General features: G+C 71.5%; 24 protein-coding genes. 12 read left to right on the plus strand and 12 right to left on the minus strand.

Features of this window, described 5'->3' with window-relative positions; translation table 11 throughout:
- The first annotated feature begins 75 nt into the window (after positions 1-75).
- The gene (locus KFLA_RS06740; protein ID WP_012919023.1) at positions 76-2,307 is read left to right on the plus strand and encodes an MMPL family transporter; all 2,232 of its coding nucleotides are present in this window, start codon (positions 76-78) and stop codon (positions 2,305-2,307) included.
- A 32-nt stretch (positions 2,308-2,339) separates the two neighbouring features.
- Positions 2,340-3,056, plus strand: coding sequence for a DUF2306 domain-containing protein (locus tag KFLA_RS06745; RefSeq protein WP_202797089.1), 717 nt, complete (start codon positions 2,340-2,342; stop codon positions 3,054-3,056).
- On the opposite strand, the gene KFLA_RS06750 is transcribed toward KFLA_RS06745, so the two are convergent.
- Positions 3,057-3,947, minus strand: a complete 891-nt coding sequence (locus KFLA_RS06750) for a LysR family transcriptional regulator (RefSeq protein ID WP_012919025.1) — start codon at positions 3,945-3,947, stop codon at positions 3,057-3,059. It abuts the gene before it with no gap.
- Positions 3,948-4,046: 99 nt separating this feature from the next.
- Here KFLA_RS06750 and KFLA_RS06755 point away from each other — a divergent pair, with 99 nt between their 5' ends.
- Complete coding sequence (locus KFLA_RS06755; protein WP_012919026.1) at positions 4,047-4,454, plus strand: hypothetical protein; 408 nt, start codon at positions 4,047-4,049, stop codon at positions 4,452-4,454.
- A 51-nt stretch (positions 4,455-4,505) separates the two neighbouring features.
- The gene (locus tag KFLA_RS06760; RefSeq protein WP_012919027.1) at positions 4,506-4,925 is read left to right on the plus strand and encodes a PRC-barrel domain-containing protein; all 420 of its coding nucleotides are present in this window, start codon (positions 4,506-4,508) and stop codon (positions 4,923-4,925) included.
- Positions 4,926-5,088: 163 nt separating this feature from the next.
- On the opposite strand, the gene KFLA_RS06765 is transcribed toward KFLA_RS06760, so the two are convergent.
- The 5 genes from KFLA_RS06765 to KFLA_RS06785 are packed head-to-tail and all read right to left on the minus strand — an operon-like array spanning position 5,089 to position 9,376.
- Entirely contained in the window at positions 5,089-6,051 is a 963-nt protein-coding gene (locus tag KFLA_RS06765; protein WP_012919028.1) for a S1C family serine protease, read from the minus strand.
- Between the two features lie 16 nt (positions 6,052-6,067).
- Positions 6,068-7,015 (minus strand): VWA domain-containing protein, encoded by a 948-nt coding sequence (locus tag KFLA_RS06770; RefSeq protein ID WP_012919029.1) that lies wholly within the window; start codon positions 7,013-7,015, stop codon positions 6,068-6,070.
- Positions 7,012-8,073 (minus strand): DUF58 domain-containing protein, encoded by a 1,062-nt coding sequence (locus KFLA_RS06775; protein WP_012919030.1) that lies wholly within the window; start codon positions 8,071-8,073, stop codon positions 7,012-7,014. Before KFLA_RS06775 ends, KFLA_RS06770 begins: the two co-directional genes overlap by 4 nt.
- On the minus strand, positions 8,070-9,098 hold the full coding sequence (locus KFLA_RS06780) for an AAA family ATPase (protein ID WP_012919031.1): 1,029 nt from the start codon (positions 9,096-9,098) through the stop codon (positions 8,070-8,072). Before KFLA_RS06780 ends, KFLA_RS06775 begins: the two co-directional genes overlap by 4 nt.
- Positions 9,095-9,376, minus strand: a complete 282-nt coding sequence (locus KFLA_RS06785) for a hypothetical protein (protein WP_012919032.1) — start codon at positions 9,374-9,376, stop codon at positions 9,095-9,097. The genes KFLA_RS06780 and KFLA_RS06785 overlap by 4 nt, the downstream gene beginning before the upstream one ends.
- Positions 9,377-9,503: 127 nt before the next feature.
- Between KFLA_RS06785 and KFLA_RS06790 the strand changes: the two genes are divergently transcribed.
- The 4 genes from KFLA_RS06790 to KFLA_RS06805 all read left to right on the plus strand — a co-directional run bounded on the left by KFLA_RS06790 (position 9,504) and on the right by KFLA_RS06805 (position 15,468).
- Positions 9,504-10,196 carry a response regulator transcription factor gene (locus tag KFLA_RS06790; protein ID WP_041289183.1) on the plus strand — a complete coding sequence of 231 codons (693 nt, stop codon included), beginning with the start codon at positions 9,504-9,506 and terminating at the stop codon, positions 10,194-10,196.
- Positions 10,193-11,485, plus strand: coding sequence for a sensor histidine kinase (locus KFLA_RS06795; protein ID WP_012919034.1), 1,293 nt, complete (start codon positions 10,193-10,195; stop codon positions 11,483-11,485). The genes KFLA_RS06790 and KFLA_RS06795 overlap by 4 nt, the downstream gene beginning before the upstream one ends.
- 62 nt (positions 11,486-11,547) lie before the next feature.
- Positions 11,548-13,995, plus strand: a complete 2,448-nt coding sequence (gene pepN / locus KFLA_RS06800) for an aminopeptidase N (RefSeq protein WP_012919035.1) — start codon at positions 11,548-11,550, stop codon at positions 13,993-13,995.
- 81 nt (positions 13,996-14,076) lie between these two features.
- Positions 14,077-15,468: a S28 family serine protease gene (locus KFLA_RS06805; protein WP_012919036.1), complete on the plus strand. Its 1,392-nt coding sequence runs from the start codon at positions 14,077-14,079 to the stop codon at positions 15,466-15,468.
- Positions 15,469-15,505: 37 nt separating this feature from the next.
- Here KFLA_RS06805 and KFLA_RS06810 read toward each other — a convergent pair whose 3' ends face one another.
- Positions 15,506-16,045, minus strand: coding sequence for an RNA polymerase sigma factor (locus KFLA_RS06810; protein WP_012919037.1), 540 nt, complete (start codon positions 16,043-16,045; stop codon positions 15,506-15,508).
- Between the two features lie 52 nt (positions 16,046-16,097).
- Between KFLA_RS06810 and KFLA_RS06815 the strand changes: the two genes are divergently transcribed.
- A complete protein-coding gene (locus KFLA_RS06815) occupies positions 16,098-17,123 on the plus strand; it encodes a serine/threonine-protein kinase (protein ID WP_041289184.1) in 1,026 nt (341 codons plus the stop codon).
- A 59-nt stretch (positions 17,124-17,182) separates the two neighbouring features.
- A complete protein-coding gene (locus KFLA_RS06820) occupies positions 17,183-17,803 on the plus strand; it encodes a hypothetical protein (protein WP_012919038.1) in 621 nt (206 codons plus the stop codon).
- A 3-nt stretch (positions 17,804-17,806) separates the two neighbouring features.
- Here the strand turns inward: KFLA_RS06820 and KFLA_RS06825 are convergent, their stop codons facing one another.
- Positions 17,807-18,835 (minus strand): S66 peptidase family protein, encoded by a 1,029-nt coding sequence (locus tag KFLA_RS06825; protein WP_012919039.1) that lies wholly within the window; start codon positions 18,833-18,835, stop codon positions 17,807-17,809.
- Positions 18,836-18,896: 61 nt separating this feature from the next.
- Between KFLA_RS06825 and KFLA_RS06830 the strand changes: the two genes are divergently transcribed.
- The gene (locus KFLA_RS06830) at positions 18,897-19,658 is read left to right on the plus strand and encodes a class I SAM-dependent methyltransferase (protein ID WP_012919040.1); all 762 of its coding nucleotides are present in this window, start codon (positions 18,897-18,899) and stop codon (positions 19,656-19,658) included.
- A 52-nt stretch (positions 19,659-19,710) separates the two neighbouring features.
- Here KFLA_RS06830 and KFLA_RS06835 read toward each other — a convergent pair whose 3' ends face one another.
- From KFLA_RS06835 to KFLA_RS06850, 4 genes are all read right to left on the minus strand, one after another.
- The gene (locus tag KFLA_RS06835) at positions 19,711-20,589 is read right to left on the minus strand and encodes an aldehyde dehydrogenase family protein (protein WP_012919041.1); all 879 of its coding nucleotides are present in this window, start codon (positions 20,587-20,589) and stop codon (positions 19,711-19,713) included.
- Positions 20,579-22,015, minus strand: coding sequence for an aldehyde dehydrogenase family protein (locus KFLA_RS06840; RefSeq protein WP_012919042.1), 1,437 nt, complete (start codon positions 22,013-22,015; stop codon positions 20,579-20,581). The genes KFLA_RS06835 and KFLA_RS06840 overlap by 11 nt, the downstream gene beginning before the upstream one ends.
- 3 nt (positions 22,016-22,018) lie before the next feature.
- Positions 22,019-22,987, minus strand: coding sequence for a deoxyribose-phosphate aldolase (gene deoC, locus KFLA_RS06845; RefSeq protein ID WP_012919043.1), 969 nt, complete (start codon positions 22,985-22,987; stop codon positions 22,019-22,021).
- Between the two features lie 78 nt (positions 22,988-23,065).
- On the minus strand, positions 23,066-23,644 hold the full coding sequence (locus KFLA_RS06850) for a mycothiol transferase (RefSeq protein WP_012919044.1): 579 nt from the start codon (positions 23,642-23,644) through the stop codon (positions 23,066-23,068).
- Positions 23,645-23,790: 146 nt separating this feature from the next.
- On the opposite strand from KFLA_RS06850, the gene KFLA_RS06855 reads away from it, so the two are divergent.
- A complete protein-coding gene (locus KFLA_RS06855) occupies positions 23,791-24,354 on the plus strand; it encodes a PH domain-containing protein (protein WP_148256560.1) in 564 nt (187 codons plus the stop codon).
- Positions 24,355-24,423: the final 69 nt, after the last annotated feature.

The following is a 24,423-nucleotide window of genomic DNA, read 5'->3' on the forward strand; positions in this document are numbered from 1 at the left end:
AGGCGCTCCGGGACCGAAGGTGAGGCATCAGGTCCGCGTCAGCGACCGTCGTACCGCCTTCGTCCAGGAGCCTTCATGTCCCGATTCCTGTCCAGGGTCGGCGCCTTCAGCGCCGCCCACCGTCTCGTCGTCGCCGGCGCCTGGCTGGTCGCCACCGCGCTCTTCGCGGTCTTGACGATCACCGGAGCCAAGTTCTCCGACGCCGCGTTCAGCATCGGCGGTGCCGAGTCGACCACGGCGCTCGCCACGATGAACAAAGCCTTCCCGGCAGCACCCGGTCCGGCGACCGGCGAGCTGATGCTGGTCGTCGAGGCGCCGAACGGCACGTCCCTGGCCGAGCCCGGCGCTCAGAAGCTGGTCACGGACCTGGTGGTCCGCGCCGACGCCCTGCCCGAGGTGTTGTCCGCCGCGGATCCGTACGACGAGCGCCGTCCGTTCGTCGCGGAGGACGGTTCGGTGGCCGTCTCGACGCTCGCCGTCGACCTCGAGGCCGACCAGGCCGCGGTCGAGCACACCCTTCGCGAGGCGGCGGTGAGCCTGACCGGTGCGGGGTACACGATCGAGCTCGGCGGCTCCCTCGACGATGGACCGCCGGAGATCGCCAGCATCACCGAAGCGGCGGGGGTGGTGGTCGCTTTTGTCGTGCTGCTGCTGACCTTCGGATCGTTGGCCGCCGCCGGCGCGAACATGCTGACGGCCCTGTCGGGCGTCGTCGTGGGCGTGCTCGGGGTCCTCGCGTGGTCGTCGGTCGGTGGCGGCATCCAGTCCACCACGCTGATCCTCGGACTGATGCTGGGCCTGGCGGTGGGAATCGACTACGCGCTGCTGATCCTGTCGCGGTTCCGGGACGAACTGCGGCGCGGAGCCGACGTCACCGCTGCCGTCGCCCGAGCCTCCGGTACGGCGGGCACGTCCGTGGTGGTGGCCGGGACCACCGTGGTCATCGCCCTGGCGGGACTGGCGATCGTGCAGATCTCGTTCATCACCGAGATGGGGCTGGGAGCGGCCTTCGCGGTGGTTGTGGCCGTGGCCGCTTCGCTCACCGTCGTACCGGCTGTGCTGCGAACCCTTGGCTACAAGGCGTTGCCGCGCAGGGAGCGCCCGGCCGCGGACCAGTCGGCGCGGGCCGTGGTGGTGGCGGATCACACCGAGGCGGCGTCGCGGTCCGGCCTGCTGCGCCGCTGGGCCTTGCTGGTGGTCGATCGGCCTGTCCTCAGCATGCTGACCGCCACGGTCGCCGTCGCCGCGCTCGCTGTACCGACCCTCTCGCTGGAAACCGAGCTCGACCCTCCCGGTGGGCCCGACCCCGCCAGCTCCCAGCGCGCCGCGTACAACACCGTCAGCGAGGCGTTCGGCGCCGGAGAGCAGAATCCGCTGATCGTGCTGTTCGAAGGCGCTGGTGCAGCTAGCACCGCGACAGCGGCAACCAAAGAGATCGCAGCGCTCGCCGGTGTGGTCGACGTGAGCCCTGCGCAGCCCGCCGAAGGGGGAAACGTCGCCTTCCTGGCGGTGACGCCGGAGTACGGCCCGACCGACGCACGCACCGGCGAGCTCGTGAACGCGTTGCGCACGGCGATGGCCGACACCGAGGGTGCCGAAGTTTCGGTGACTGGTCAGACCGCGGTCGACGTGGACGTCGACTCGCAGCTCTCGTCCGGTCTCGTCACGTACCTGATCTGCGTGGTCGGGCTCTCCTTGCTCCTGCTGATGCTCGTGTTCCGATCGGTCGCGGTGCCGGTGCTGGCCACGGCCGGGTTCCTCATGTCGCTGGCGGCGGGTCTCGGAGTGACGGTGGCCGTCTTCCAGTGGGGCTGGGCGGGCAGCCTGGTCAGCTTGGACGAAGCCCGGCCGCTGGCAAGTCTGATGCCGCTGATCGTGGTCGGCGTGCTGTTCGGCCTGGCGATGGACTACCAGGTGTTCCTGGTCTCCCGGATGCACGAGGCGCACCGGCAGGGCGTGCACACCCGGGCCGCCGTGCTGCGAGGCTTCGGTCAGGCCTCTCCGATCGTCGTCGCCGCGGCGACCATCATGGCGGCGGTGTTCGCGGGCTTCGCGTTCAGCGGTGGCGACGCGATGGTCGCGTCTGTCGGACTGGCCTTGACCGTTGGCGTGCTGGTCGACGCGCTTGTGGTCCGCATGGTCCTGGTGCCCGCCGCCCTGCAACTGCTCGGCGAAGCCAGCTGGTGGATGCCGCGCTGGCTGGACCGGGTGCTGCCGAACGTCGACACCGAGGGTGAAGCCTTGGCGCAGGACGAGACTCCGGAGACCCGGCAGGAGCTCGCCCCGTCCGTAGGACGTACCTCATGACCGACGTGGCCACGCGTTCTGGAACACCGCGCGTGTCCCGCCCACCTTCGAAGACGGGCGGACGAGTCAGCTGGCTTGCGGTTGCCCTGACCAGCCTGGCCATCGTCGGCTACGTCCTCGCGACCTACGCCCAGGGCAGCTTGGCCACGCTCGCGCAGAACGAGTCGGGGCTGGCGACCACGTACGCCGATCGGGCCGCGCCGGTGCAGGCCGCGTTCTACGCGCACATCACCTTCTCCGCGCTGGCGCTGGGCATCGGGCCGTTGCAGTTCGCCGGCACGGTACGGCGGCGCCGGCCGCGGCTGCACCGCTGGATCGGCCGGGTGTACCTGGTCTCGGTGGCCATCGGGTCGGTCTCCTCACTGATCATGGCCTGCTTCAACTCCGCGGCGATCAACGGGTTCTTCGGCTTCGGCACCCTCGCGGTGCTGTGGGGATGGACGGCTTGGCGGGGCTGGCGCGCCATCCGCACGGGCGACCACCTCAGCCACCAGGCATGGATGATCCGCAACTTCGCACTGACCTACGCCGGAGTCACCTTGCGGTTGTGGCTGGGAGTGCTGATCGGGGTCCAGTTGCCGTTCGCCACCGGCACCGTCGACGTCGACCACGTGTTCGACACGGCCTACGCGGTCCTGCCGTTCCTGTGCTGGTTGCCCAACATCGTCGTCGCCGAGCTGCTGCTCCGCCGGCGCGGGCTGCCGTCGCTCGCGCTGACGGCCTCCCGGACCGCGGTGCGGCGCACCTGATCAGGAGCTCGCAGCCGCGCGGATGTGGTCGGCAAGGGCGTTCGTCGCTCGGCGGGAAGCCGAGCGGCGGGTGCCGTGGGCGAGTAGATGGCGGCGTAGGGACCAGGAGTCCTGGAGGGGACAGATGTCGAGGTCCGGCCGTGGGGTGACCGCGGGGCGTGGGGCGATCGCGAGGCCGGCGCCGGCTGTGGCGAGTGTGATCAGGCTGTGCAGGTCCGGGACCTGGGTCCGGTACCGGGCGACGGGGGCGTTGGCGGGAAGGTGGCGGTCGATCCACTGGCGGAGCGAGGACTCCTGGGAGAGGCCGACCATCGGGTGCTCGGCGGCCTCGCGGTAGGTCATGCCGGTGCGGCCGGTGAGAACGCCGCCTGCCTGTCCGATGACCACCAAGTGGTCCTCGCTGAGCTGTTCGATCCGCAGGTCGGTGTCACCGGCCTCGTCGTGCAGCACGATACCGAGATCGGCCTCGCCGTCGGCGAGCAGGCGCAGGCTGTCCGGGGTGGGACGTTCGGACACCGACACGTCGTACTCCGGGTAGGCGCGCAGGAAGGTGGTCAGGGCGCGGGGGACCAAGCGGTGCATCCCGGAGGCGCCGGCGACCAGGACAACCGGCCGGCGAGGTGCGGCGGTGTAGCTCGCGACGGCGCTGTCCAGGCGGGTGGTCTCGGCGAGCACCGACTCCGCGTGGCGGGCCAGAGTGCTGCCGGCGGGAGTCGGGCGGATGCCTCTGCGTTCGCGGATCAGGAGAGGCAGGCCGGCCTGGGCTTCGAGCGCGCGGACCCGGGCGCTGGCCGATGGCAGGCTCAGGTGCATCCGCCGAGCGCCTGCTGTGATGGACCCCTCGGTCACCACGTGCACGAAGAGCCGGAGGTCGTCGAGGTCGTACCGCATCCAGCCAGCCTACGGCTCGGCCTGAGGCAAGGTGCGTCGATCCCGCATTGTCCGCCGGTGCCGAGGGGATGGATGCTCGGGAGGGAGGGAGGTGGACCGATGCCGGATCACGACGCCGTGGTGCGCGCCCGGGTCGCACTGTCCTACGAGGCGTGCGAACTGGCCGAGGCGGCCGCGGCCGCGGTGCCGGCAGCAACCCATGAGCTCGCTGCTGCGGCGGCCGTACTGGAAGCGACCACTCGCTATGTGCAGGCGGTTCTCAGGCACGCTCGCCTCCAGGGCACGTCGTGGCGGGAGATCTCCGACGCTCTCGGCTGTCCCGAGCAACAACTCCGGGACCAGCAGGCTGCCACCGGCGAGACCGCGGATTGGTGGCGGGACCACCTGCTGCGCGAGCCGTTCGAAGCCGCGTCCGACCTCGACGACTGGGTCCGGCGGCACCTGGACAGCGACTTCGGGCCGGCGCCGGTGTCCGGGGTGCTGAGCGGGCGTACGCCGTACCGGTGAGTTTGCTGCTGGGTCGTTCCGGCTACCGGATCGGTGGAAGGGAGAACGACGATGAACGAGCAGTCGCACGTACCGCTGGTGAAGCTCGGCGACACCGACCTGGTGCTGGTCGATCCGGCCGACGACATCCGGGGACGGGCGGTGGTCGGCCCGGACGGGGAGAAGTTCGGCAAGGTCGACGGTCTGTTCCTGGACCACGACGAGGCCAAGGTCCGGCTGCTGGAGATCGTCGACGGTGGCTTCCTCGGCCTGGGCAAGGAGTCCCGGCTGGTTCCGGTCGAGCTGGTGCGCTCGGTCGACGAGGACCAGGTGGTGATCGAGCGTGACCGGCAGACCGTGATCGGCGCGCCGGCCTACGACCCGGAGCTGACCGACGCCCCGGAGTACTTCACGAACGTCTACGACTACTACGAGGTCGGCCCGTTCTGGGCGCCCGGCGCACTGTACCGCCGGCCGCCGTACTACCCGTAGCTCCACTGGGCTGGTCCGGAAGAGCGGCGTCGGCGCGAACCGGCACGGCGCTGCTCCGGGTCGCGGAGCTGCACCACTCACCAACCCCGCCCACCACGGCGTGCCGAGCGCGACACGCCGTGGTGGGGGAGGGTTGGTGAGTGGTGGGCGTTCAGGATCAAGGTCAGTCGATGAGTCCCTGGACGATGGTGGTCATCCGGTCGACGGGGATGGCGAAGCCGATGCCGATGTTGCCGGAGCGGCTGCTGGAGCCGAGCGTGGCGATGGCGGTGTTGACGCCGACCACCTGGCCGGCGGCGTTCACCAACGGGCCGCCGGAGTTGCCGGGATTGATCGCGGCGTCGGTCTGAACGGCGGTCTGCCGTGCGCCGTTGTCGCCGAAGCGGGCCTGGCGGTTGACGGCGGAGACGATGCCCGCGGTCACCGTGCCCTCCAAGCCGAGCGGTGAGCCGACGGCCAGGACCGGATCGCCGACGCGGAGCTGCGAGGACCGGCCGAGCGTGAGCGCGCGAAGGCCCGAGCCGGCTGCGTTGCCGGCGACCTGCAGCACCGCCAGGTCGTTGTCGGCGTCGATGCCGATGATGTCGGCGTCCAGTGTGCGCCCGTTCGACAGCACCAGCGAGACGTTTCTCGCTCCTTCCACCACGTGGGCGTTGGTGACCACATGGCCCTGCTGGTCGATCGCGAAGCCCGAACCGGTCGCTCGTCCGGCCCGCACCGACACCACGCCGGGCAGCACGCTCGCCGCCGCCGAGGCGATCGACGAGCCACCCGCGCCGGGCGCCGACGGAGCCGACGCCTGCGGCAGTTCGGCGGTGGCGACGGGCGGCGCCGGATCGCCCCACCCGCCGGTGACCGCGCCGGCCAGACCCCCCGCCAGGACGGACACCGCGATCCCGGCGGCGAGGGCTCGCCCGGTCCGGGAACGGCGGACGGGAGGTGAACCCGTCACCCCGGCCTGAGGTGCCGCGGCCGGAGAGGGGGGAGCCGGCGTGGCGGAGGCCGGGGTGACGGGGAACGGGAAGCCGGGCAGCTGCTGACCGGCGGGTGGCGCGGGTGGAGCGGTCGGTGGCGGGCCGGGCCGGTACTGCGGGCCGCGGAAGGGATGACCCAGATGAGGACTCACAGGTTTCTCCTGAAACTCACGGGAGCCGCGAGAACCACAGCAGCGACGCCAGGCCGGCCAGCAAGGCCGCGGCCAGGGCGATGCCCGCCACCAGGTTGGTGATCTCGCGTTCCTCGGTGGTCCAGCCGATCGACGACTGGAGGTCGGAGTACACGTCGCGCAGTTCCTCGTCGCTCTCGGCGGCGTAGAAGGAACCGCTGGTCGCGTCGGCCAGTCCGCGCAGGGACTCGGTGTCGGCGGGGACCGGGATCGACCGGCCTTCGAGGTCGATGGTGCCCTCGGGCGTGCCGTAGGCGATGGTCGAGACCGGTACGCCGGCCTCGGTCGCCGCCCGGGCGCCTTCGTCGATCGGGCGGCCCGAGGTGTTGCCGCCGTCGGACAGCAGCACGATCCGGGCCGGCGGCGGGTCCTCGGCGGCCTGCGCGTCGAGCGACCGGACCGCCTGCAGGCTGGTCAGCACCGCCTCGCCGATCGCCGTGCTGTCGGTCAGCGTGAGCTGCTCGATCGCGTCGACGGCCGCCTGGTGGTTGGTGCTCGGCGGCGCCACCACGGTCGCGGTCCGGGCGAACGAGACCAGCCCGACGTTGAACTGCTCGGGCAGGTTGCGGACGAACTCGGTCGCCGCCTCCTTGGCCACGGTGAATCGGTCCGGGCTGACGTCGGTGGCGGCCATCGAGTTGGAGATGTCCATCGCCACCATCACGGTGGCGCGCTCGCGGGGCACCCGGACGTCGGCGACCGGGCGGGCGATCGCGATGGTCAGCACCACGATCGCGGCCAGGAAGGCGAAGGCCGGTGCGTGCCGCCGCCAGCCGGGCCGCTTCGGTGCGACCTTGTCCAGCATCGGCAGGGTGGCGAAACGCACGGCGTACTGGCTGCGGCGGCGCTGGGCGAGCACGTAGGCGACGACCAGCGCCGCGGCCACCAGCAGCAGCCACAGCCACAGCGGTTGCTCGAATCTCATCGGATTCCGGTCCTGTCTCGAGGGGTACGGCGGACGGCCGCCCGGCGGCGGGCGGCCGCAAAGGCGGCGACGTCGCGGACCCAGTCGGTGTCGGTCCGCAGGACGAGGTGGGCGGCACCGGCGCCCCTGATCGCCTGGGCGGTGCGGTCGCGGTGCGCGGCCATCGCCTCGGCGTACCGGCGGCGCAGCTTCTTGCTGCTGGTCTGCACCTCACGGCGGCGACCCGTCTCCGGGTCCACCACGGTCAGCAACCCGACCTCCGGCAGCTCCAGCTCCCGCGGATCCAGCACCTCCACCGCGATCACCTCGTGCCGGGCCCCCAACCGCCGCAACGCATCGGCCCAGCCAACGGCGTCCCGGGCGTTGCTTCCGCCCGAGCCCCAGGTGGGCTGCGCGCTGCTCCGGTCTTCTTCCGACCCGGCGCGCAGCGCCGGGTCGGAGTGGAAGTCGGAGACGATGACGCGCAGGCCGGGGCGGGGATGTTCGCGGTTCAGCCGGGTGATGGCCGCGGCCAGGTCCACCGGCGGGTGCTCACCGGGAGTTGCCCTGGGCAACGACATCAGCGTGCGCAGGGTCCGGCGCAAGGCGGCTGCCCCGCCGGAGTCCGGCCGCCTGTGCAGCTCATTGCCCAGGGCAACGCGGACGCCGAGCCGGTTGCCGGGCCGGTCGGCCAGCAGACCGACCGCCCCGACGACGGCGACGGCGAGATCGCGCTTCTCGCTCAGCGCGGTGCCGAAGTCCATGCTGGCCGAGGCGTCCACCAGGGCCCAGGTCTCCAGCTCTCGCTCCGCCAGCGGCGCCCGGACGTGCGGTTCGAGCGAGCGGGCGGTGACGTTCCAGTCCATCCGCCGTACGTCGTCCTGCCCGGCTTGGTACGGCCGCGCCTCGTTCGGCTCGCTGCCCGGACCGCTGAGCAGCCCGGTGATGTCGCCGTGCAGAAACCCTTCCAGCCGGCGCTGCACCGTCAGTTCCAGCGAGCGCAGGGCCCGCTCCCGGCCGGCCAGCAGATCCGGGCCGGGCGGGGAAGCATCCGCCTGCCGGGGCTTGCGGCTCATCATGCTGCCGCGCCACCGGTCGCGTCGTAGCCGTGAACGGTGTTGACGCCCGGGCCAGCAGGCGTGTCGTCAGCCGGTACGACGTGGGGCTGCTCGACCGCGTGCAGCACCCGGGACACGACCGCCCGCGGGTCGACCCCGTCGGCGAGCGCGTCGAAGGTCAGCACCAGCCGGTGCGCCATCACGTCGTGCGCCACGTCGTACACGTCGGCCGGGAGCACGTAGTCCCGGCCGCGCAGCAGCGCCAGCGCCCGCCCGGCGGCGACCAGGCCGAGTGTGGCCCGCGGGCTCACGCCGAACTCCAGTACGCCGCCGAGGTCGTTGATCCCGTACTGCTGCGGCTCCCGCGTCGCGTGCACCAGCCGGACGACGTACTCCGCCACCGCGTTGTGCACGAACACGTCCTCGGTGGCCTCCTGCAGTTCCTGCACCATCGCCGGTGTCAGCACCGCGTTCGCGTGCGGCCGGTGCGAGCTCATCCGCTGCAGGATGGTCAGCTCCTCCATCGGGGTCGGGTAGTCGACGGTGATCTTCAGCAGGAACCGGTCCCGCTGCGCCTCGGGCAGCGCGTAGACGCCCTCGGACTCGATCGGGTTCTGGGTCGCCAGCACCAGGAACGGCTCCGGCAACGGGTAGCTGGTGCCGCCGATGCTGACCTGCTGCTCGGCCATCGCCTCCAGCAGCGCCGACTGCACCTTGGCCGGGGCCCGGTTGATCTCGTCGGCGAGCACCAGGTTGGCGAAGATCGGACCGAGCTCGGTGTCGAAGCCCTCGGCCGACGGCCGCCAGATCCGGGTGCCGACGATGTCGCCGGGCACCAGGTCGGGGGTGAACTGCAGCCGGGCGAACCGGCCGCCGATCACCTCCGCCAGCGTCCGCACGGCCAGCGTCTTGGCGACGCCCGGGACCCCTTCCAGCAGGCAGTGACCGCGGGCCAGCAGGCCCACCATCATCCGCTCCACCAGCTGGTCCTGGCCGACGACGACCCGCTTCACCTCGAAGAGGGCCCGCTCGAGAACTGCACTCATGCGTTGCCCTGCGGGTCGGCCTGGTTCTGCTCGGGCTGGGTCTGGCCCTGGCCCTGCTCGGTGCCGGAGCCGCCGTTCTTCTCCGGGCAGTCGCGGCCGTCACGCTGCGCGCTCTGGCCTTCCGGCGCCGGCGACGGGGTCGTCGCGCCGTCCTCGATGGTCACGTAGCCCTGCTCGGGCACCGGGTCGTTGCCCGCGGCGTAGGCGAAACCGCCGGCCCCCAGGGCCGCGACGGCGATCGCACTGCCGAGCAGGACGCGCTTTCCGGGGAGGTTCATACAAACTCCTTCGCTCGGGATGGTGCGACCACTTCATCAGCGCAGCCCGAAAACGACCGGAAAGCAGAGCGAAAGCCGGCCGAAAGCGCATCCCGGCCGGTGGCGGATTCACCGTTACCGTGGGGACGTGCGACTACTGGTGGTGGAGGACGAGGAAGGCCTGGTCAGCGCGCTGCGCTCGGGACTGGGCCGGGCCGGCTATGCCGTCGACACGGCGCTGACCGGTGCGGAGGCGGTGGAGAAACTGGCGACCACGGCGTACGACCTGGCGATCCTGGACATCACGCTGCCGGACACCAACGGGCTCGACCTGTGCCGGGCGGTCCGCCGGGGCGAGATCGAGGTGGCGTCCGGGCGCGAGCTGCGGGTGCTGATGCTGACGGCCCGCGCCTCGCTGGCCGACCGGGTCCGCGGCCTGGACGAGGGTGCCGACGACTACCTCACCAAACCGTTCGCGCTGGTCGAGCTGCTGGCCCGGATCCGCGCGCTGCTGCGTCGCGACGTGACGAACGGGACCACCCAGCTGCACGTCGGCGAACTGGTGCTGGACTCGTCGCGGCACCTGGCCACCCGGGGCGGGCGCGAGCTGTCGCTGACGCTCAAGGAGTTCGGCGTGCTGCGGTACCTGATGTCGCGGCCCGGGCACGTCGTGTCGGCGGAGGAACTGCTGGAGCACGTCTGGGACGAGAACGCCGATCCGTTCACCCAGAGCGTCCGGGTGACCGTCGGCACCCTGCGGCGCAAGCTCACCCAGGAGGGCGAGGAGCCCTTGCTGGAAACGGTGATCGGCCGAGGCTACCGACTCCGAGGTGCAACATGAATGGTCCGATTCTGCGTCGGCTGAACGGCGCGACCTCTCGCCTGCCGAGCTGGGCACAGACCATCCGGTTCCGGCTCACCCTGGCGTACTCCGCGGTGCTGATTGCGCTGTCGGCGTTGCTGCTCGGTGGGGTGTACGCCGCGCTGACGGCGTACCTCGACCCGAAGCCGCTCGACCCGATCACGGTCAAGAAGGTGACCTACGGGCACGACGGCGAGATCAAGGTCAAGCCGGGCTACGTGATCCAGGCGGCGGAGATCTCCAGCATCCAGTCCGCCGTGCACTACCAGACCCTGCAGACGCTGCGGAACTACTCGGCGGCCGGGATGGGCGTGCTGTTCCTGGTCAGCCTCGGGACCGGCTGGTGGCTGTCCGGGCGGGCGCTGCGGCCGGTTCGCGCGATCACCGCGACCGCGCAGGACATCTCCGCGACCGACCTGTCCCGGCGGATCGCGATGACCGGTCCACGGGACGAGCTGCGCACGCTCGCCGACACCGTCGACGACATGCTGGCCCGGCTGGAGACCGCGTTCGTCGCCCAGCGGCAGCTCGTCGACGACGCGTCGCACGAGCTGCGCAACCCGCTCGCGGTGATCCAGGCGAACGTCGACGCGGTGCTGGCCCACGACGACACCCCGCCGGAGGACCGGGCCCAGGCGACCGCGATCGTGGCCCGGGCGATCCAGCGGATGACCCGGCTGGTGGAGGACCTGCTCGCCTCGGCGCGCCGGTCGTCGCCGGCCTTCGTGGACGCCGACGTGGACCTGGCCGCGATCGCCGGCGAGGCCGCCGAGGAGTACGGGCTGATCGCCGCCGACCGCGAGATCCGGCTGGTCCGCCGGCTCGCGCCCGGCCCGATCGCGGCCGGCGACGCCTCGGCGCTGCGGCGCGCGGTGGACAACCTGCTGTCGAACGCGGTCCGGCTCGCCCGGGGTGGCAGCGAGCTGGTGCTGGCCGTCGGCAGTCGCAACGGCTGGGCCTGGATCGCGGTCCGCGACGACGGACCCGGTATCGCGGCGGAGGACGCGGACCGGGTGTTCGACCGGTTCTTCCGGTCCGGGCAGCGGCAGTCGCCGGCGACCGTGCCGTCGACGGGGGAGCGGCGAGCCGGGCTCGGACTGGCGATCGTGCGGCAGATCGTGGAGTCGCACGGCGGTTCGGTGGCGCTGCACTCCGAGGTCGGTGTCGGCAGCACCTTCGTCCTGTGGCTGCCGGAACGCTCTCTCACCAACGACACCCGCCGTACGCCGGCCCCGCCGGAGGACGACCCCCTCGGCCCGCGCCCCTGACCGTCCCCTTCTGCCGTCGGTAGACCGGGGCGGGCCGCCGAAGGGATTGCTAGGTTCGAGCCATGCCAGCTCTGACTGTGGACGAAGCGCGGGCCCGGGCCGACGCGGTGGAGGTCCGGGGGTATCACCTGGATTTCGACTTCACCACCGGCGACGAGACGTTCCGGGCGGTGTCGACGGTCTGGTTCGCTGCGACCGCCGAGCAGACCTGGCTGGACGTGAAGCCCCGCGAGCTGGTCTCCGCCGTGCTGAACGGCGTACCGCTCGACGTCACCGGGCTCGACGACGGCCGGCTGCCGCTGACCGGGCTGCGGGCGGAGAACGAGCTGGTCGTCGACGCGGTGATGGAGTACGCGCACGACAGCGAGGGCCTGCAGCGCTCGGTCGACGCCGACGGGCGGGTCTACCTGTACGGGATGTCGTCGCTGGAGTCCGCGCCGCGGTACTTCGCCTGCTTCGACCAGCCGGACCTGAAGGCGCCGTACCGGATGACCGCGACCGTGCCGGAGGGGTGGATCGTGCTCGGCAACGCGACCGCCACCGAGGTCGCGCCCGGCCGGTGGCAGGTCGCCGAGACCAAACCGCTGTCGACGTACTTCGTCACGCTGGTGGCCGGCCCGTACCACCTGATCCGCGGCGAGCACGACGGGATCCCGCTCGGGCTCGCCGCCCGGCAGTCGCTCGCGCCGTACCTGGAGCAGGACGCCGAGGAGCTGTTCCGGGTGACCGGGCAGGCCTTCGACGAGTACCACCGGCTGTTCGGCCGCCGGTACCCGTTCGGCGAGTACCACCAGGTCTTCGTGCCCGACTTGAACCTCGGCGCGATGGAGAACCCGGGGTGCGTGACGTTCGCCGACAACTTCGTCTTCCGGTCCGCGGTGACCGACGCCGAGCGCAGCACCCGGGCCCGGGTGATGGTGCACGAGATGGCGCACATGTGGTTCGGCGACCTGGTCACGATGCGCTGGTGGAACGACCTGTGGCTGAACGAGTCGTTCGCGGACTACATGGCGCACCGGGTGTCGCACGACGTGCTCGACCACCCCGGCCACTGGACCGACTTCGGCTTCGTCCGCAAGTGGTGGGGCCTGCAGGCCGACCAGCGTTCGTCGAGCCATCCGGTCGCCACCGAGCCGGGCAAGGACGCCCGGGCGGCGCTGGAGGACTTTGACGGAATCTCGTACGCCAAGGGAGCGGCGGTGCTGAAGCAGCTCGCCACCTACCTGGGTGACGAGGTGTTCCTGCGCGGCATCAACGCCCACCTAGGCGCGCACGAGTACGGCAACGCCGACCTGGCCGAGTTCGTCGGCAAGCTGACCGAGGCCGGCGCCACGGACCTGGCGTCGTGGTCCGACCAGTGGTTGCGAACGTCGGGACTGGACACGATCAGCGCCGAGCGCACGGCGACCGGAGTCGTCCTCCGTCGCTCGCGGCCCGACCAGGCCGAGCGGCCGCACCGGCTGACCGTCGCCGGGTACGACAAGACCGGCCGCGGCCCGTCGGTCGACGTCCTGCTCGACGTGGACGAGCTCGAGGTCGCGCTGGACCCGTCGGTGGCCGTCGTCGTACCGGACGCGGCCGACGACACCTGGGCGAAGATCCGGCTGGACGCGGCCAGTCTGGAGGCGCTGCCGCGGGTCCTGCCGGCAATCGCCGACGGCATCACCCGCGCCGTCATCTGGAACAGCATCCGCGACGCCGTCGCCGACGCGGAGCTGGATCCCGTGCAGGCGCTGGACATCCTGCTCGCCGCACTGCCGCAGGAGGACAGCGACATCGCGGTCGGGTCCCTGCTGCGCTGGGCCGAGGACCGGCTGCTCGGTGTGGCTCTGCCGTACGAGCCGCACCGCGCACGGCTCGCGGACGCCCTGACCGCACGGCTCGGCACGTGCCCGCCCGGCAGCAGCCTGCAGCTCGCGATCGCTCGCGGCGTGATCCGGACCAGCAACGACGAGAAGCTGCTCCGCTCCTGGCTGGATTCCGGCGAGGGCGGCCAGGTGCCGGACGGCCTGGTCGTGGACAGCGAGCTCCGCTGGGCGCTGATCCTGCAGCTGGTCCGGCTGACCGCGTTCGGCGCCGCCGAGATCGACGCCGAACTGGCGCGCGACCGTTCCAGCGAGGGCGCCATCCAGGCCGCTCGCTGCCGCGCCGCGCTGCCGGCCGGCAAGGAGGCCGCCTGGACCCGGATCATGACCGACCCGGCGATCGGGATGAGCGAGCTCTACGCGCTCTGCGAGGGGTTCTGGCACCCCACCCAGACGGAGCTCACCGCGCCGTACGTCGCCCGCTACTTCACCGACATCCGCCGGACCGCCGAGATCCGGTTCGGCCTGACCCTCGGCATGACGGCCGGCCGGATGTTCCCGTCGCTGGTCGTCGATCCCGCCACCGTGACGCTGGCCCGGCAGCTCGCCGCCGACGAATCGGTTGCCCCGGGCATCCGGCGCGGGGTCGCGGACGCCACCGACGACCTGGTCCGCGCCCTCGCGGTCCGGAGGTCGGCCGGCTGACCGACACGGCGGGTGCGGGCGACGTAACGTGCCGAAGCCCTTACTGTCGGAAGCGTTGCCGTCCGACGCAGAGGAGCTGCCATGCGCCGATTCGTTGTCAGTGTTGCCGCTGTGCTGGTCGCTGCCCTGACCTGCTCGTTGCTCACCCCTGCCGTGGCCGGGGCGGCCGTGCTGGACGACGTGGCCGCGCGGCTCGCGACGATCCCGGGGCTGCGGATCGAGAGCAGCATTCTGATCGGCGAGCGGCCGTTCTTCGTGCTGCGCTACACCCAGCCGGGCGACCACAAGGCCCCGGACGGCGAGAAGTTCGAGCAGCGCATCACGCTGTGGCACCGCGACTTCGCCCGGCCGACCGTCCTGCACACCACCGGGTACGGCGGTGTCGGCGGGCCTTTCGTCGCCGAGCCGACCCGGCTGGTCGACGGCAACCAGTTGAACGTCGAGCAGCGCTTCTTCAACGCGTCCACCCCGGCGAGCAAGGACTGGTCCAAGCTCTCGATCTGGCAGGCCGCGAGCGACCACCACCGGATCGTCACGGCGTTCAGGAAGGCGCTCTACCCGGGCAAGTGGGTCTCGACCGGCGCTTCCAAGGGCGGGATGACCTCGGTCTACCACCGCCGGTTCTACCCTGCCGACGTCGACGCGACCGTGGCCTACGTGGCGCCGCACGACGTGGTGAACCGGCAGGACGCCTACGTCGACTTCATCCAGGGTGCCGGCACCGACCCGCAGTGCAACCTCGCGCTGCGCAACCTGCAGCGCAACACCCTGGTCCGGCGTCCGGCCATGCTCGCGAAGCTCAAGCAGTACGCCGCAGCGAACGGCCTGACCTACGACCGCACCTTCGGTTCGGCGGACCGTGCGCTCGAGGCGGCGGTGCTCGACACGCCGTTCGCGTTCTGGCAGTACAGCACCCAGGCGAGCTGCGCGTCGGTGCCCGGCAGCGCGACCGCGACCGACCAGCAGCTGTTCGACTTCATCGACCGGATCGCCGGCTGGTCGTTCTACTCCGACGAGGGCACGGCCGGTTTCCTGCCGTACTTCTACCAGGCCAGCCACCAGCTCAACTGGCCCGATGTGGCGAGCAGGACGACCTGGTTGAAGGGGCTGCTGCGGTACCGCGAGGCCGGCGACGCGCCGGCCGCCGTACCGGACGACATCGAGCCGAAGCAGGACCCGTCCGCGCTGCGCGACGTGGACCTGTGGCTGAAGAACTCGGGGCAGCGGATGCTGTTCGTGTACGGCGAGAACGACCCGTGGAGCGCGGAGAAGTTCGCGCCGGGCGCCGGCACCCGGGACTCGCACTGGTACACGGTGCCGGGCGGCAACCACGGCGCGAGCATCGGTGGACTGCCGGCCGCGCAGCGCACCGAGGCGACGACGATCCTGCAGAAGTGGATGGGTGTCGCGGTGAACCCGGCGATTCAGCACAGGACCGTCGACCCCGGAGCCCTCCGCGCCACGGCCCGCTGAGCCCGGAGCGCGCCGGCGAGGCTGGGCCACCGCGGAGTCAGCGGATGGTCAGGTGCTCGGCCACTTCCTTGCGGGCTTGGTGGATCCGCGCCTTCACGGTGCCGAGCGGGACCTTCAGCTCGTCGGCGATCTCGGCGTACGTGAGAGCGCCGAGGTCGCGCAGCACGAGCGGCTGGACCAGCTGCGGGTGGTTCGACTCCAGGGCTTCGAGGGCTTCCAGCAGGTCGAGGCGGGAGCCGGCGATGACCGAGGTGGTGCGCGGGTCGATCGCCTCCGGCAGCACCTCCGCGGACTGCTCGACCGAGCGCCGTTTCAGCGACCGGTAGGTCTGCCGGGCCTGGTTGGTGGCCACCACGGTCAGCCAGCCGGCGAACGTGCCGGTGCCCTTGAAGGTGTGGATCTTGGTCGCCACCGTCATCAGGGTGTCCTGCGCGGCCTCCTCGGCGTCCTCCCGGTACGGCAGGAACTTGGCCACCCGGCGCTGAACCTGCGGGCGGATCGCCTGCAGCAGCTCGGGCAGCGCGGCCTGGTCACCACCGGCGGCCCGCGCGGCCAGTTCCTCGAGCTCCTCGTCCATGGTCCCCCAGAGGTGTTCGCGAAGATCCTCTCCGTCACCGACAATAGTCGCGATGGACGCGATCGGAAGGTACCGCCTGCGGTCGAAGATCGGCGCGGGTGCCTTCGCGACGGTCTGGCGCGGCTACGACGACGACCTGGACGTGGACGTCGCGGTGAAGGTGCTGGCCGACAACTGGGCCTCCCGCGCCGACGTGCGCGAGCGCTTCCTGTCCGAGGCGCGGCTGATGCGGCGGATCGCCAGCGACCGGGTGGTCCGGGTCTTCGACCTCGGCCAGCTGCCCGACGGCCGCCCGTACTTCGTGATGGACCTCGTCGGCGGCGGAACCCTGGCCGAGGTGCTCGCGGCCGGTCCGCTCGACCCGGCCGACGCACTCTGGTGGGGCGCCGACCTGGCCCGGGCGGTCGCGGCGCTGCACGCCGAGGGTGTGGTGCACCGCGACGTCACCCCGGCGAACCTGCTGCTGCGCCCGTCCCACGGCCAGGAGTCCGGCGGCGGCACGCACCGGATCGTGCTGGCCGACCTCGGGCTGGCCAAGCGAGCGGCCGAGGCGTCGGGCCTGACGCAGGCCGTCGGCACTCCGTCGTACATGGCGCCGGAGCAGGCCCGGGGCGACGGCGGCTTCGACGAACGCGCCGACGTGTACGCCGTCGGGGCCGTCACGTACGCGCTGCTCACCGGCCGGCCGCCATTCGTGGCGGCGTCGATCACCGACGTCCTGCGCAGGGACCCGGACCAGCCACCGCCCGGTCTGCGGCCGCTGCTGCACGACGCGATCGGCCAGGTCGACGAGATCCTGGCCCGCGCGCTGGCGTACCGCCCGGGCGATCGCTGGAGCCGGGCCGACACCTTGGCCGAGCGCCTCGAGGCAGAGGCGTACCGGCTGGAGCAGGAAGCCCCGTGGCTAGCGTCGCTCCGCACGGCCGCCGCTGACGATCAGGACGAGACCGGCACAGTGCTCGCTGATGGCCGCACGCCTCCCCGTGAACGGGGCAAGCGGGGCCTGCTGCTCGCAGTCCTGCTGCCGCTGCTCTTCGCGGCCGCCGCAGTCGGCAGTTGGTACTTCGCCGGCCGCTGACCGCTCATCAGCTGAGACCGCAGGCTTCAGTGCTGCGTACTACTGCGTAGGGTGACGATATGACTACTCTGCGGAAGTTCTCGGCGGCGGTAGCAGTCTCCACCGTGGCGCTGGCCACCGTCATCCCGGCCGCCGCGGTCTCCGCGGCCGTCAGCTACTCCTGCCGGGCCGACACCAAGTTCGGACGGCACCATCTCTCCCTGCGCCAGGGCGCCACCGCCGCAGCACCGGCGACCGTCCGTCCGGGCGCCCACTTCTACGTCGTGGTCGACCTGAAGCCCGGGTCGCTGCCCAGCGAGGTGAAGGGCTTCAAGCTGCAGGAGGTCCGTGACCTGTCGCTGCGGCTGCCCGTTCCCCGGAACGCGCAGTACGTCTCAGCCTGGTTGTCCCGGGGCTCCGGTTTGGGGTCGAAGCCGACGATCGAGGTGCGCCACGGCGTGGCCACGCTGCGGGTCGCCGGCCCGATCCGCGGCGGAGCGGCGTACCACCTTCCGCAGTTGACCGTGCATCTCAAGGCGGGCCGCTCCGGGGTCGTCGAGACCAGGTTGTCGGGTTCCAGCCACGACAACCCCGGCCTCACCCTGCAGGCGACGATCAAGTGGAAGTTCGTCACCGTCAAGTCCCCGGTCGACTGCTACCCCGACCCCAACCCGGCGCTGACCCGCACCCAGATCCGCTGACCGTCAGTAGGTGACGGTGATGCGCCGCGCGGCCGGATCGAGCCGGACCGTGCCACCGTAGGGCAGGACCTGCTGGGGGTCGGTGTGACCGATGTCCAGCCCGGTGACCACGAGCGCGTCGGGGTTGTACTGCGCGATCGTGGCGCGGGCGGTCGCGTACTGGTCGGCCACGTACGCCGCGCAGTCCTCGGTGGACCGGCGGTTGTCCAGCGACCAGGCCTTCGGGCGCGCCCACAGCACCGCGTCGAAGCGCTCGAGCAGTCCGCGCTCGCCCAGGTTCCGGACGATGCGGTGGACCTCGGCCGCGGTCGGCAGCTCCTCGGTCGTCTCCAGAAACAACACTCCGGAGTACTGGTCGGTGGGGAGCATCCAGCGGTTGGCTGCGAGCTGCCACTCGAGGATCTCCAGGCAGCCGCCCCAGAGCCGCCCGGTGACCGGTTCGGCCGGGCCGTGCCACTGCCAGCCGGTGCCTGGGAAGAGCTCGGGTTCGGTCTCCAGGGAGCTCGCGTCGGTCCAGTCGCGGTCGCGGTCCGTCCAGCCGGTCGCAGGAGTCAGCTCGAAGTCGCCGGACTCGAACAGCGCCGCCCGGAGCGAGCGCTCGCTGTCGGGGTGCATCGCCCCGCCGCGGCCGAACTGGACCATCACGCTGCCGCCGTGGAAGGCTGCGATGCCCACCGAGTACAGGAAGTTCAGCAGGTTGGTGTTGTCGCTGTAGCCGAAGAACGGCTTCGGATCGGACCGGAACACCTCGGGGTCGAGGTGCTTGAGCACGGTCAGCTGGTCGTCGCCGCCGATGCTGGCGACCACCGCGCGGATCGACGGGTCCGACCAGGCGGCGTGCAGGTCAGCGGCTCGCTCGGCCGGCGTCGTGTCCAGCTTGCCCGTCGTCGGGTACTCCACCGGCTCCAGCCCGAAGGACCGCAGCCGCTCCAGACCCAGCTCGTACGGCGCGGGGAAGAGCTCGGACAGGCCGCCGGACGGGGACACCACCGCGACCCGGTCACCCGGTACCGGCTTGGGAGGAAAGATCATGGCCAGACCGTAGCGTCGCGTCGCGCTTGGCGCACCGCGATATCGGGCGTACGTTGCAGCGATGACAAGCGTGGGAGCAGGCGGGGGGTACGACCCGGCGAAGTTCGAGCAGCTGTTCGCGCTGGAGGCGGGCAGCTTCTGGTTCCGCGCGCGCAGCGACCTGATCAACTGGGCCCTGGACCGGTACTTTCCCGGCGCGCAATCGTTGCTGGAGCTCGGCTGCGGCAACGGCTACGTGCTCGACCGGGTCCGGCAGCTGCACCCTGACTGGCGGCTGGTCGGCACCGAACTGTTCGAGCAAGGCCTGCTGAACGCCCGGGTCAGAATGCCCGCGGGCGTCGAGCTTCGGCAGCTCGACGCGACCCAGAACCCGTACCGGGCGGAGTTCGACGTGGCCGGTGCCTTCGACGTGATCGAGCACATCGAGGACGCGCCCGCGGTGCTGGCCGGCATGTTCCAGGCCGTTCGCCCGGGCGGCGGGGTGCTGGTCACCGTTCCGCAGCACCGGTGGTTGTGGAGCGCTGCCGACGTCGCGGCGCACCACGTGAAGCGGTACACCCGGCGGGAGCTGATCGAGGAGCTGCGCGCCGCCGGTTTCGAGCCGGTCCGGGTGACGTCGTTCGTGTCGTTGCTGCTGCCCGCCATGATGGCGGCGCGGCTGGGCAAGAAGGAGACCGCCGACGTCGAGGGCGAGCTCGGCATGGCGGCCCCGCTCAACGCCGCCTGCTTCGCGGTGATGCGGCTGGAGATCGCCTTGATCCGGGCCGGGCTCAGGCTCCCGGCCGGCGGCTCGCTGCTGGCCGTCGCCCGGCGCCCGGACTGAGCCCGCTCGACTGACGCGGACCGCGACCGGAGCCCGGCCGCGGTCACTCGGGTCAGAGGCCGATCGGGTGCCAGACGGTCTTCGTCTCCAGGTACTGCGTGAGCCGGGACAGCCCCGGTGACGCGAACCAGTCCTCGGCGACGGGACGACGGACGCGCTTGAGGTTCTCCGCGGCGGCCGCTTCCAGCTCCCGGGCCTCGTCGGCGGACTCGATGCCGCACAGGTCGATCGCGTTGACGTCCTGGTGCGAGGCCAGCCACGGACCGATCTCGGACGCCGAACCGGTGAGGATGTTGACCACGCCGCCGGGAACGTCGGAGGTCGCCATCACCTCGCCGAGCGTGATCGCCGGCACCGGACGGGCGAACGAGCTCACCACGACCGCGGTGTTGCCGGACACGATCGCCGGCGCGAGCACGCTGGTCAGACCGAGCAGGCTGGAGTCCTGCGGGGCCAGCAGCGCCACCACACCGGTTGCCTCCGGCACCGAGAAGTCGAAGTACGGGCCGGCCACCGGGTTGCTGGAGCCGACCACCTGAGCCAGCTTGTCCGCCCAGCCGGCGTACCAGACCCAGCGGTCGATCGCGGCGTCGACCAGCGGCCGGGCCTTGGCGACCGACAGCCCTTCGGCGGCGGCGACCTCGGCACTGAACTGGTCGTGCCGGCCTTCCATCACCTCGGCGATCCGGTAGAGCACCTGGCCGCGGTTGTACGCCGTCCGCGCGGACCAGCCGCCGAACGCCTTGCGGGCCGCGACGACGGCGTCCCGGGCGTCCTTGCGGGAGGCCTGCGACGCGTTCGCCACGAACCGGCCGCGGGAGTCGTGCACCAGATACGTCCGGCCGGACTCGCTGCGGGGGAAGGCGCCGCCGACGTACAGCTTGTAGGTCTTGCGCACGTCCAGGCGCGTCGACGAGTCCTTACTGGGCAAGGTAGGCCTCCAGACCGTGGCGGCCGCCCTCGCGACCGTAGCCCGACTCCTTGTAGCCGCCGAACGGCGAGGCCGGGTCGAAGCGGTTGAACGTGTTCGCCCAGACGACGCCGGCGCGCAGCTGGTTCGCCATCCACAGGATCCGGGACCCCTTGTCGGTCCAGACCCCGGCGGACAGCCCGAACGGCGTGTTGTTGGCCTTCTCGACCGCCTCCTGCGGAGTACGGAAGGTGAGCACCGACAGCACCGGGCCGAAGATCTCCTCGCGGGCGATCCGGTGCGCCTGCGAGACGCCGGTGAACACCGTCGGCGGGAACCAGTAGCCCTGCTGCGGCAGCTCGCACTCCGGCGACCAGCGCTCGGCGCCCTCGTCCTCGCCGACCTGGGACAGCTCGCGGATCTTGGCCAGCTGCTGCGGCGAGTTGATCGCGCCGACGTCGGTGTTCTTGTCCAGCGGGTCGCCGACCCGCAGGGTGCCCATCCGGCGCTTCAGCCGGGCCAGCACCTCGTCGTACACGCTCTCCTGGACCAGCAGCCGCGACCCGGCGCAGCAGACGTGGCCCTGGTTGAAGAAGATGCCGTTCACGATGCCCTCGACGGTCTGGTCGATCGGCGCGTCCTCGAAGACGATGTTCGCCGCCTTGCCGCCCAGCTCCAGGGTGACCTTCTTCTGCGTACCGGCGACCGACTTGGCGATCGCGCGGCCGACCGCCGTCGAGCCGGTGAAGGCGACCTTGTCGACGCCTTCGTGCTCGACCAGCGCCTGACCGGTCCGGCCGGCGCCGGTGACGATGTTCACCACGCCCGGCGGCAGGTCGGCCTGCTGGCAGATCTCGGCGAACGCCAGCGCGGTCAGCGGCGTGGTCTCGGCCGGCTTCAGCACCACGGTGTTGCCGGCGGCGAGCGCCGGGGCGATCTTCCAGGCCAGCATCAGCAGCGGGAAGTTCCACGGGATCACCTGGCCGGCGACACCGATCGGGCGCGGGTTCTGCCCGGCGCCGGCGTACTCCAGCTTGTCCGCCCAGCCGGCGTAGTAGAAGAAGTGCGCGGCGACCAGCGGCAGGTCGACGTCGCGCGACTCCCGGATCGGCTTGCCGTTGTCCAGCGACTCCAGCACGGCCAGCTCGCGCGACCGCTCCTGGATCAGCCGGGCGATCCGGAACAGGTACTTCGCCCGGTCCCGGCCGGCCATCGGGCCCCAGACCTTGTCGAAGGCCTTGCGGGCCGCCCGGACCGCCTTGTCGATGTCGGCCGGACCGGCCTCGGCGACCTCGGCCAGCACCTCCTCCGACGCCGGGCTGACGGTCTTGAACGACTTGCCTGCGGTCGCCTCGACGAAGGCGCCGTTCACGAACAAGCCGTACGACGACTTGATGTCGGCGATGGCCCGCGACTCCGGGGCCGGTGCGTACTCGAATCTGCTCATGCCTCAGTCCAGCGTGAAGTAGTCGGGGCCGGGGTAGAACCCGGTGGCCAGCTTGGTGCGTTGCATCAGCAGGTCGTTGAGCAGGCTGGAGGCGCCGAAGCGGAACAGCTCCGGGTCCAGCCAGTCCGGTCCGGCCGTCTCGTTGACCGTGACCAGGTACTTGATCGCGTCCTTCGCGGTCCGGATGCCGCCGGCCGGCTTGACGCCGATGTGCAGCCCGGTGGCCTCGTGGTAGTCGCGCACGGCTTCCAGCATCACCAGGGTCACCGGAAGCGTCGCGGCCGGCGAGACCTTGCCGGTCGAGGTCTTGATGAAGTCGGCGCCGGCCAGCATCGCCAGCCAGGACGCCCGGCGGACGTTGTCGTAGGTGACCAGCTCGCCGGTCTCCAGGATCACCTTCAGGTGCGCGTCGCCGGCCGCCTCGCGGATCGCGGCGATCTCGTCGAAGACCAGCCCGTACCGGCCGGACAGGAACGCGCCCCGGTCGATCACCATGTCGACCTCGTCGGCGCCGGAGGCCACCGCGTCCTTGGTGTCCTGGACCTTGATCGCCAGGCTGGACCGGCCGCTGGGGAAGGCGGTCGCCACGCTGGCCACGTTGATGCCGGAACCGCGCAGCTCGAACTTCGCGGTCGCCACCAGGTCGGGGTAGACGCAGACCGCGGCGACCTGGGGCGCGGTCGGGTCGGCCGGGTCGGGGCGCTTCGCCTTCGCGCACAGCGCCCGCACCTTGCCGGGGGTGTCCTGGCCCTCCAACGTGGTCAGGTCGATCATCTGGATCGCCAGGTCCAGCGCGTACGCCTTGGCGGTGGTCTTGATCGACCGCGTGCTCAGGGTGGCGGCCCGGGCCTCGGCGCCGACCTGGTCGACGCCCGGCAGACCGAGCAGGAACCGGCGCAGCCGGTCCTCGGACGAGGTCACGTCGGCGAGGCTGTCCACCCCTGCGCCGGGGCTGCTGTCGGTAGTGGTCACCTTCGGCAGTCTAATCCTCGCCACCCCCAGTTCGACCGCCCCGGCGACGACGGCATCGCGCCGGTCGTGGTGGTGGGATCAGACGGTGTAGGTGCCCGATCGCGCCCGCCAGCCGGGCGGCGGGTCCTCGCCGACCAGGCCGTCGACGGCCTCGCGCAGGAGGTCGGCCTGCCCGGTGTGCCGGCCGTACTCCTCGACCTGGTCGAAGACCAGCCGGCGGAGGCTGGGACGTCGCCCGTCCGGCCAGGCCACGGCGGACTCCTGGTCCAGCCCGCCATCGGCCAGCGCGGCGCCGAGCGTCGCCCGGGAGCGCCGGACGGCGTCGTCCCAGTAGGCGTACAGCTGCTCCGGGCTGTCGTCGGCCGCCGAGCTGAACTCCCAGTCGTCGGTCTCGTCCCACCCGGTCGAGTCCCAGGGCGCCCCGAGCCGCTCGCCACGGAACTTGGTCGTGAACAGGTAGTCCTCCTGCACGGCCAGATGCTTGAGCAGGCCACCGATCGTGAGCGAGGACGCCCCGACCCGCGCGCCCAACGCCGCCGCGTCCAGCCCGTCCGCCTTCCACCGGAACGTCGTCCGCAACCGCTCCAGCGCCCCCACCAGATGCTCCGCCTCGGTTCCCGCCACCGGAGGCTCCCAAGGACACTCGTTCTCAGTCATGACGCCACGCTAAAGCGCTTTGCGGACGATGGACTTCCGGGAAGGATCCGCTCGGCGCTCCGCGGGGGGTGCCGAGGGTGGTCGGAGTCACGTCGGTGACGAGTTGCAGGGTCGTCGGGCGGGGGTGGAGCGGCTACCTTGTCCGGGTGAAAGCGAAGGTGCCCGAGAGCGAGCAGTACCTGTCGACGTCGAACCGCATCACCGGTGTGGTGGTGATGGTGATCGGTCTGATCGCGCTGCTGGACATCGTGCTGGAGTGGCGGACGCTCGGCGGTTTGGTGGTCGGCTCGCTGATCGGTGCGCTGATGGTGGTGACCTACATCGGGCTGGTGCGGCCGTCGGTGACGCTGCGCCCCGACGGGCTGCTGATCCGTAACCACGTGCGCGACCACCACGTCCCGTGGAACAAGGTCGCCGACGCCGACGTGACCGACCTGCTGCGGGTGGAGACCGAGTCCGGCCGCCGGATCCGGTGCCCCGGTGTGCAGCTGGTGATGAAGGACCTGCGCAAGCAGCGCGTCGGCGGCCGCAAGCTCAGCGCGGAGAACTCGATCACCCGCGCCGACTTCGTGGTCGACCGCATCGACAACCACCGCGAACGTCACGCCGGCACCGCCACCGGCGAGGTCTCGACCCGCTGGGCCGTTCCGGAGCTCGCCGTGCTGACCGCCCTTGTCCTCACCGCCCTCGTCGGCCAACTCCTCCGCTGACACCGCGTCGAGGTGAACCGGGTACGCCGAGGCGGCGTCCCATCCTCTGTGGAGCAACGAGCCGGTGGA

Origin of the sequence: Kribbella flavida DSM 17836 (genome assembly GCF_000024345.1) — a bacterium.
Classification (GTDB): domain Bacteria; phylum Actinomycetota; class Actinomycetes; order Propionibacteriales; family Kribbellaceae; genus Kribbella; species Kribbella flavida.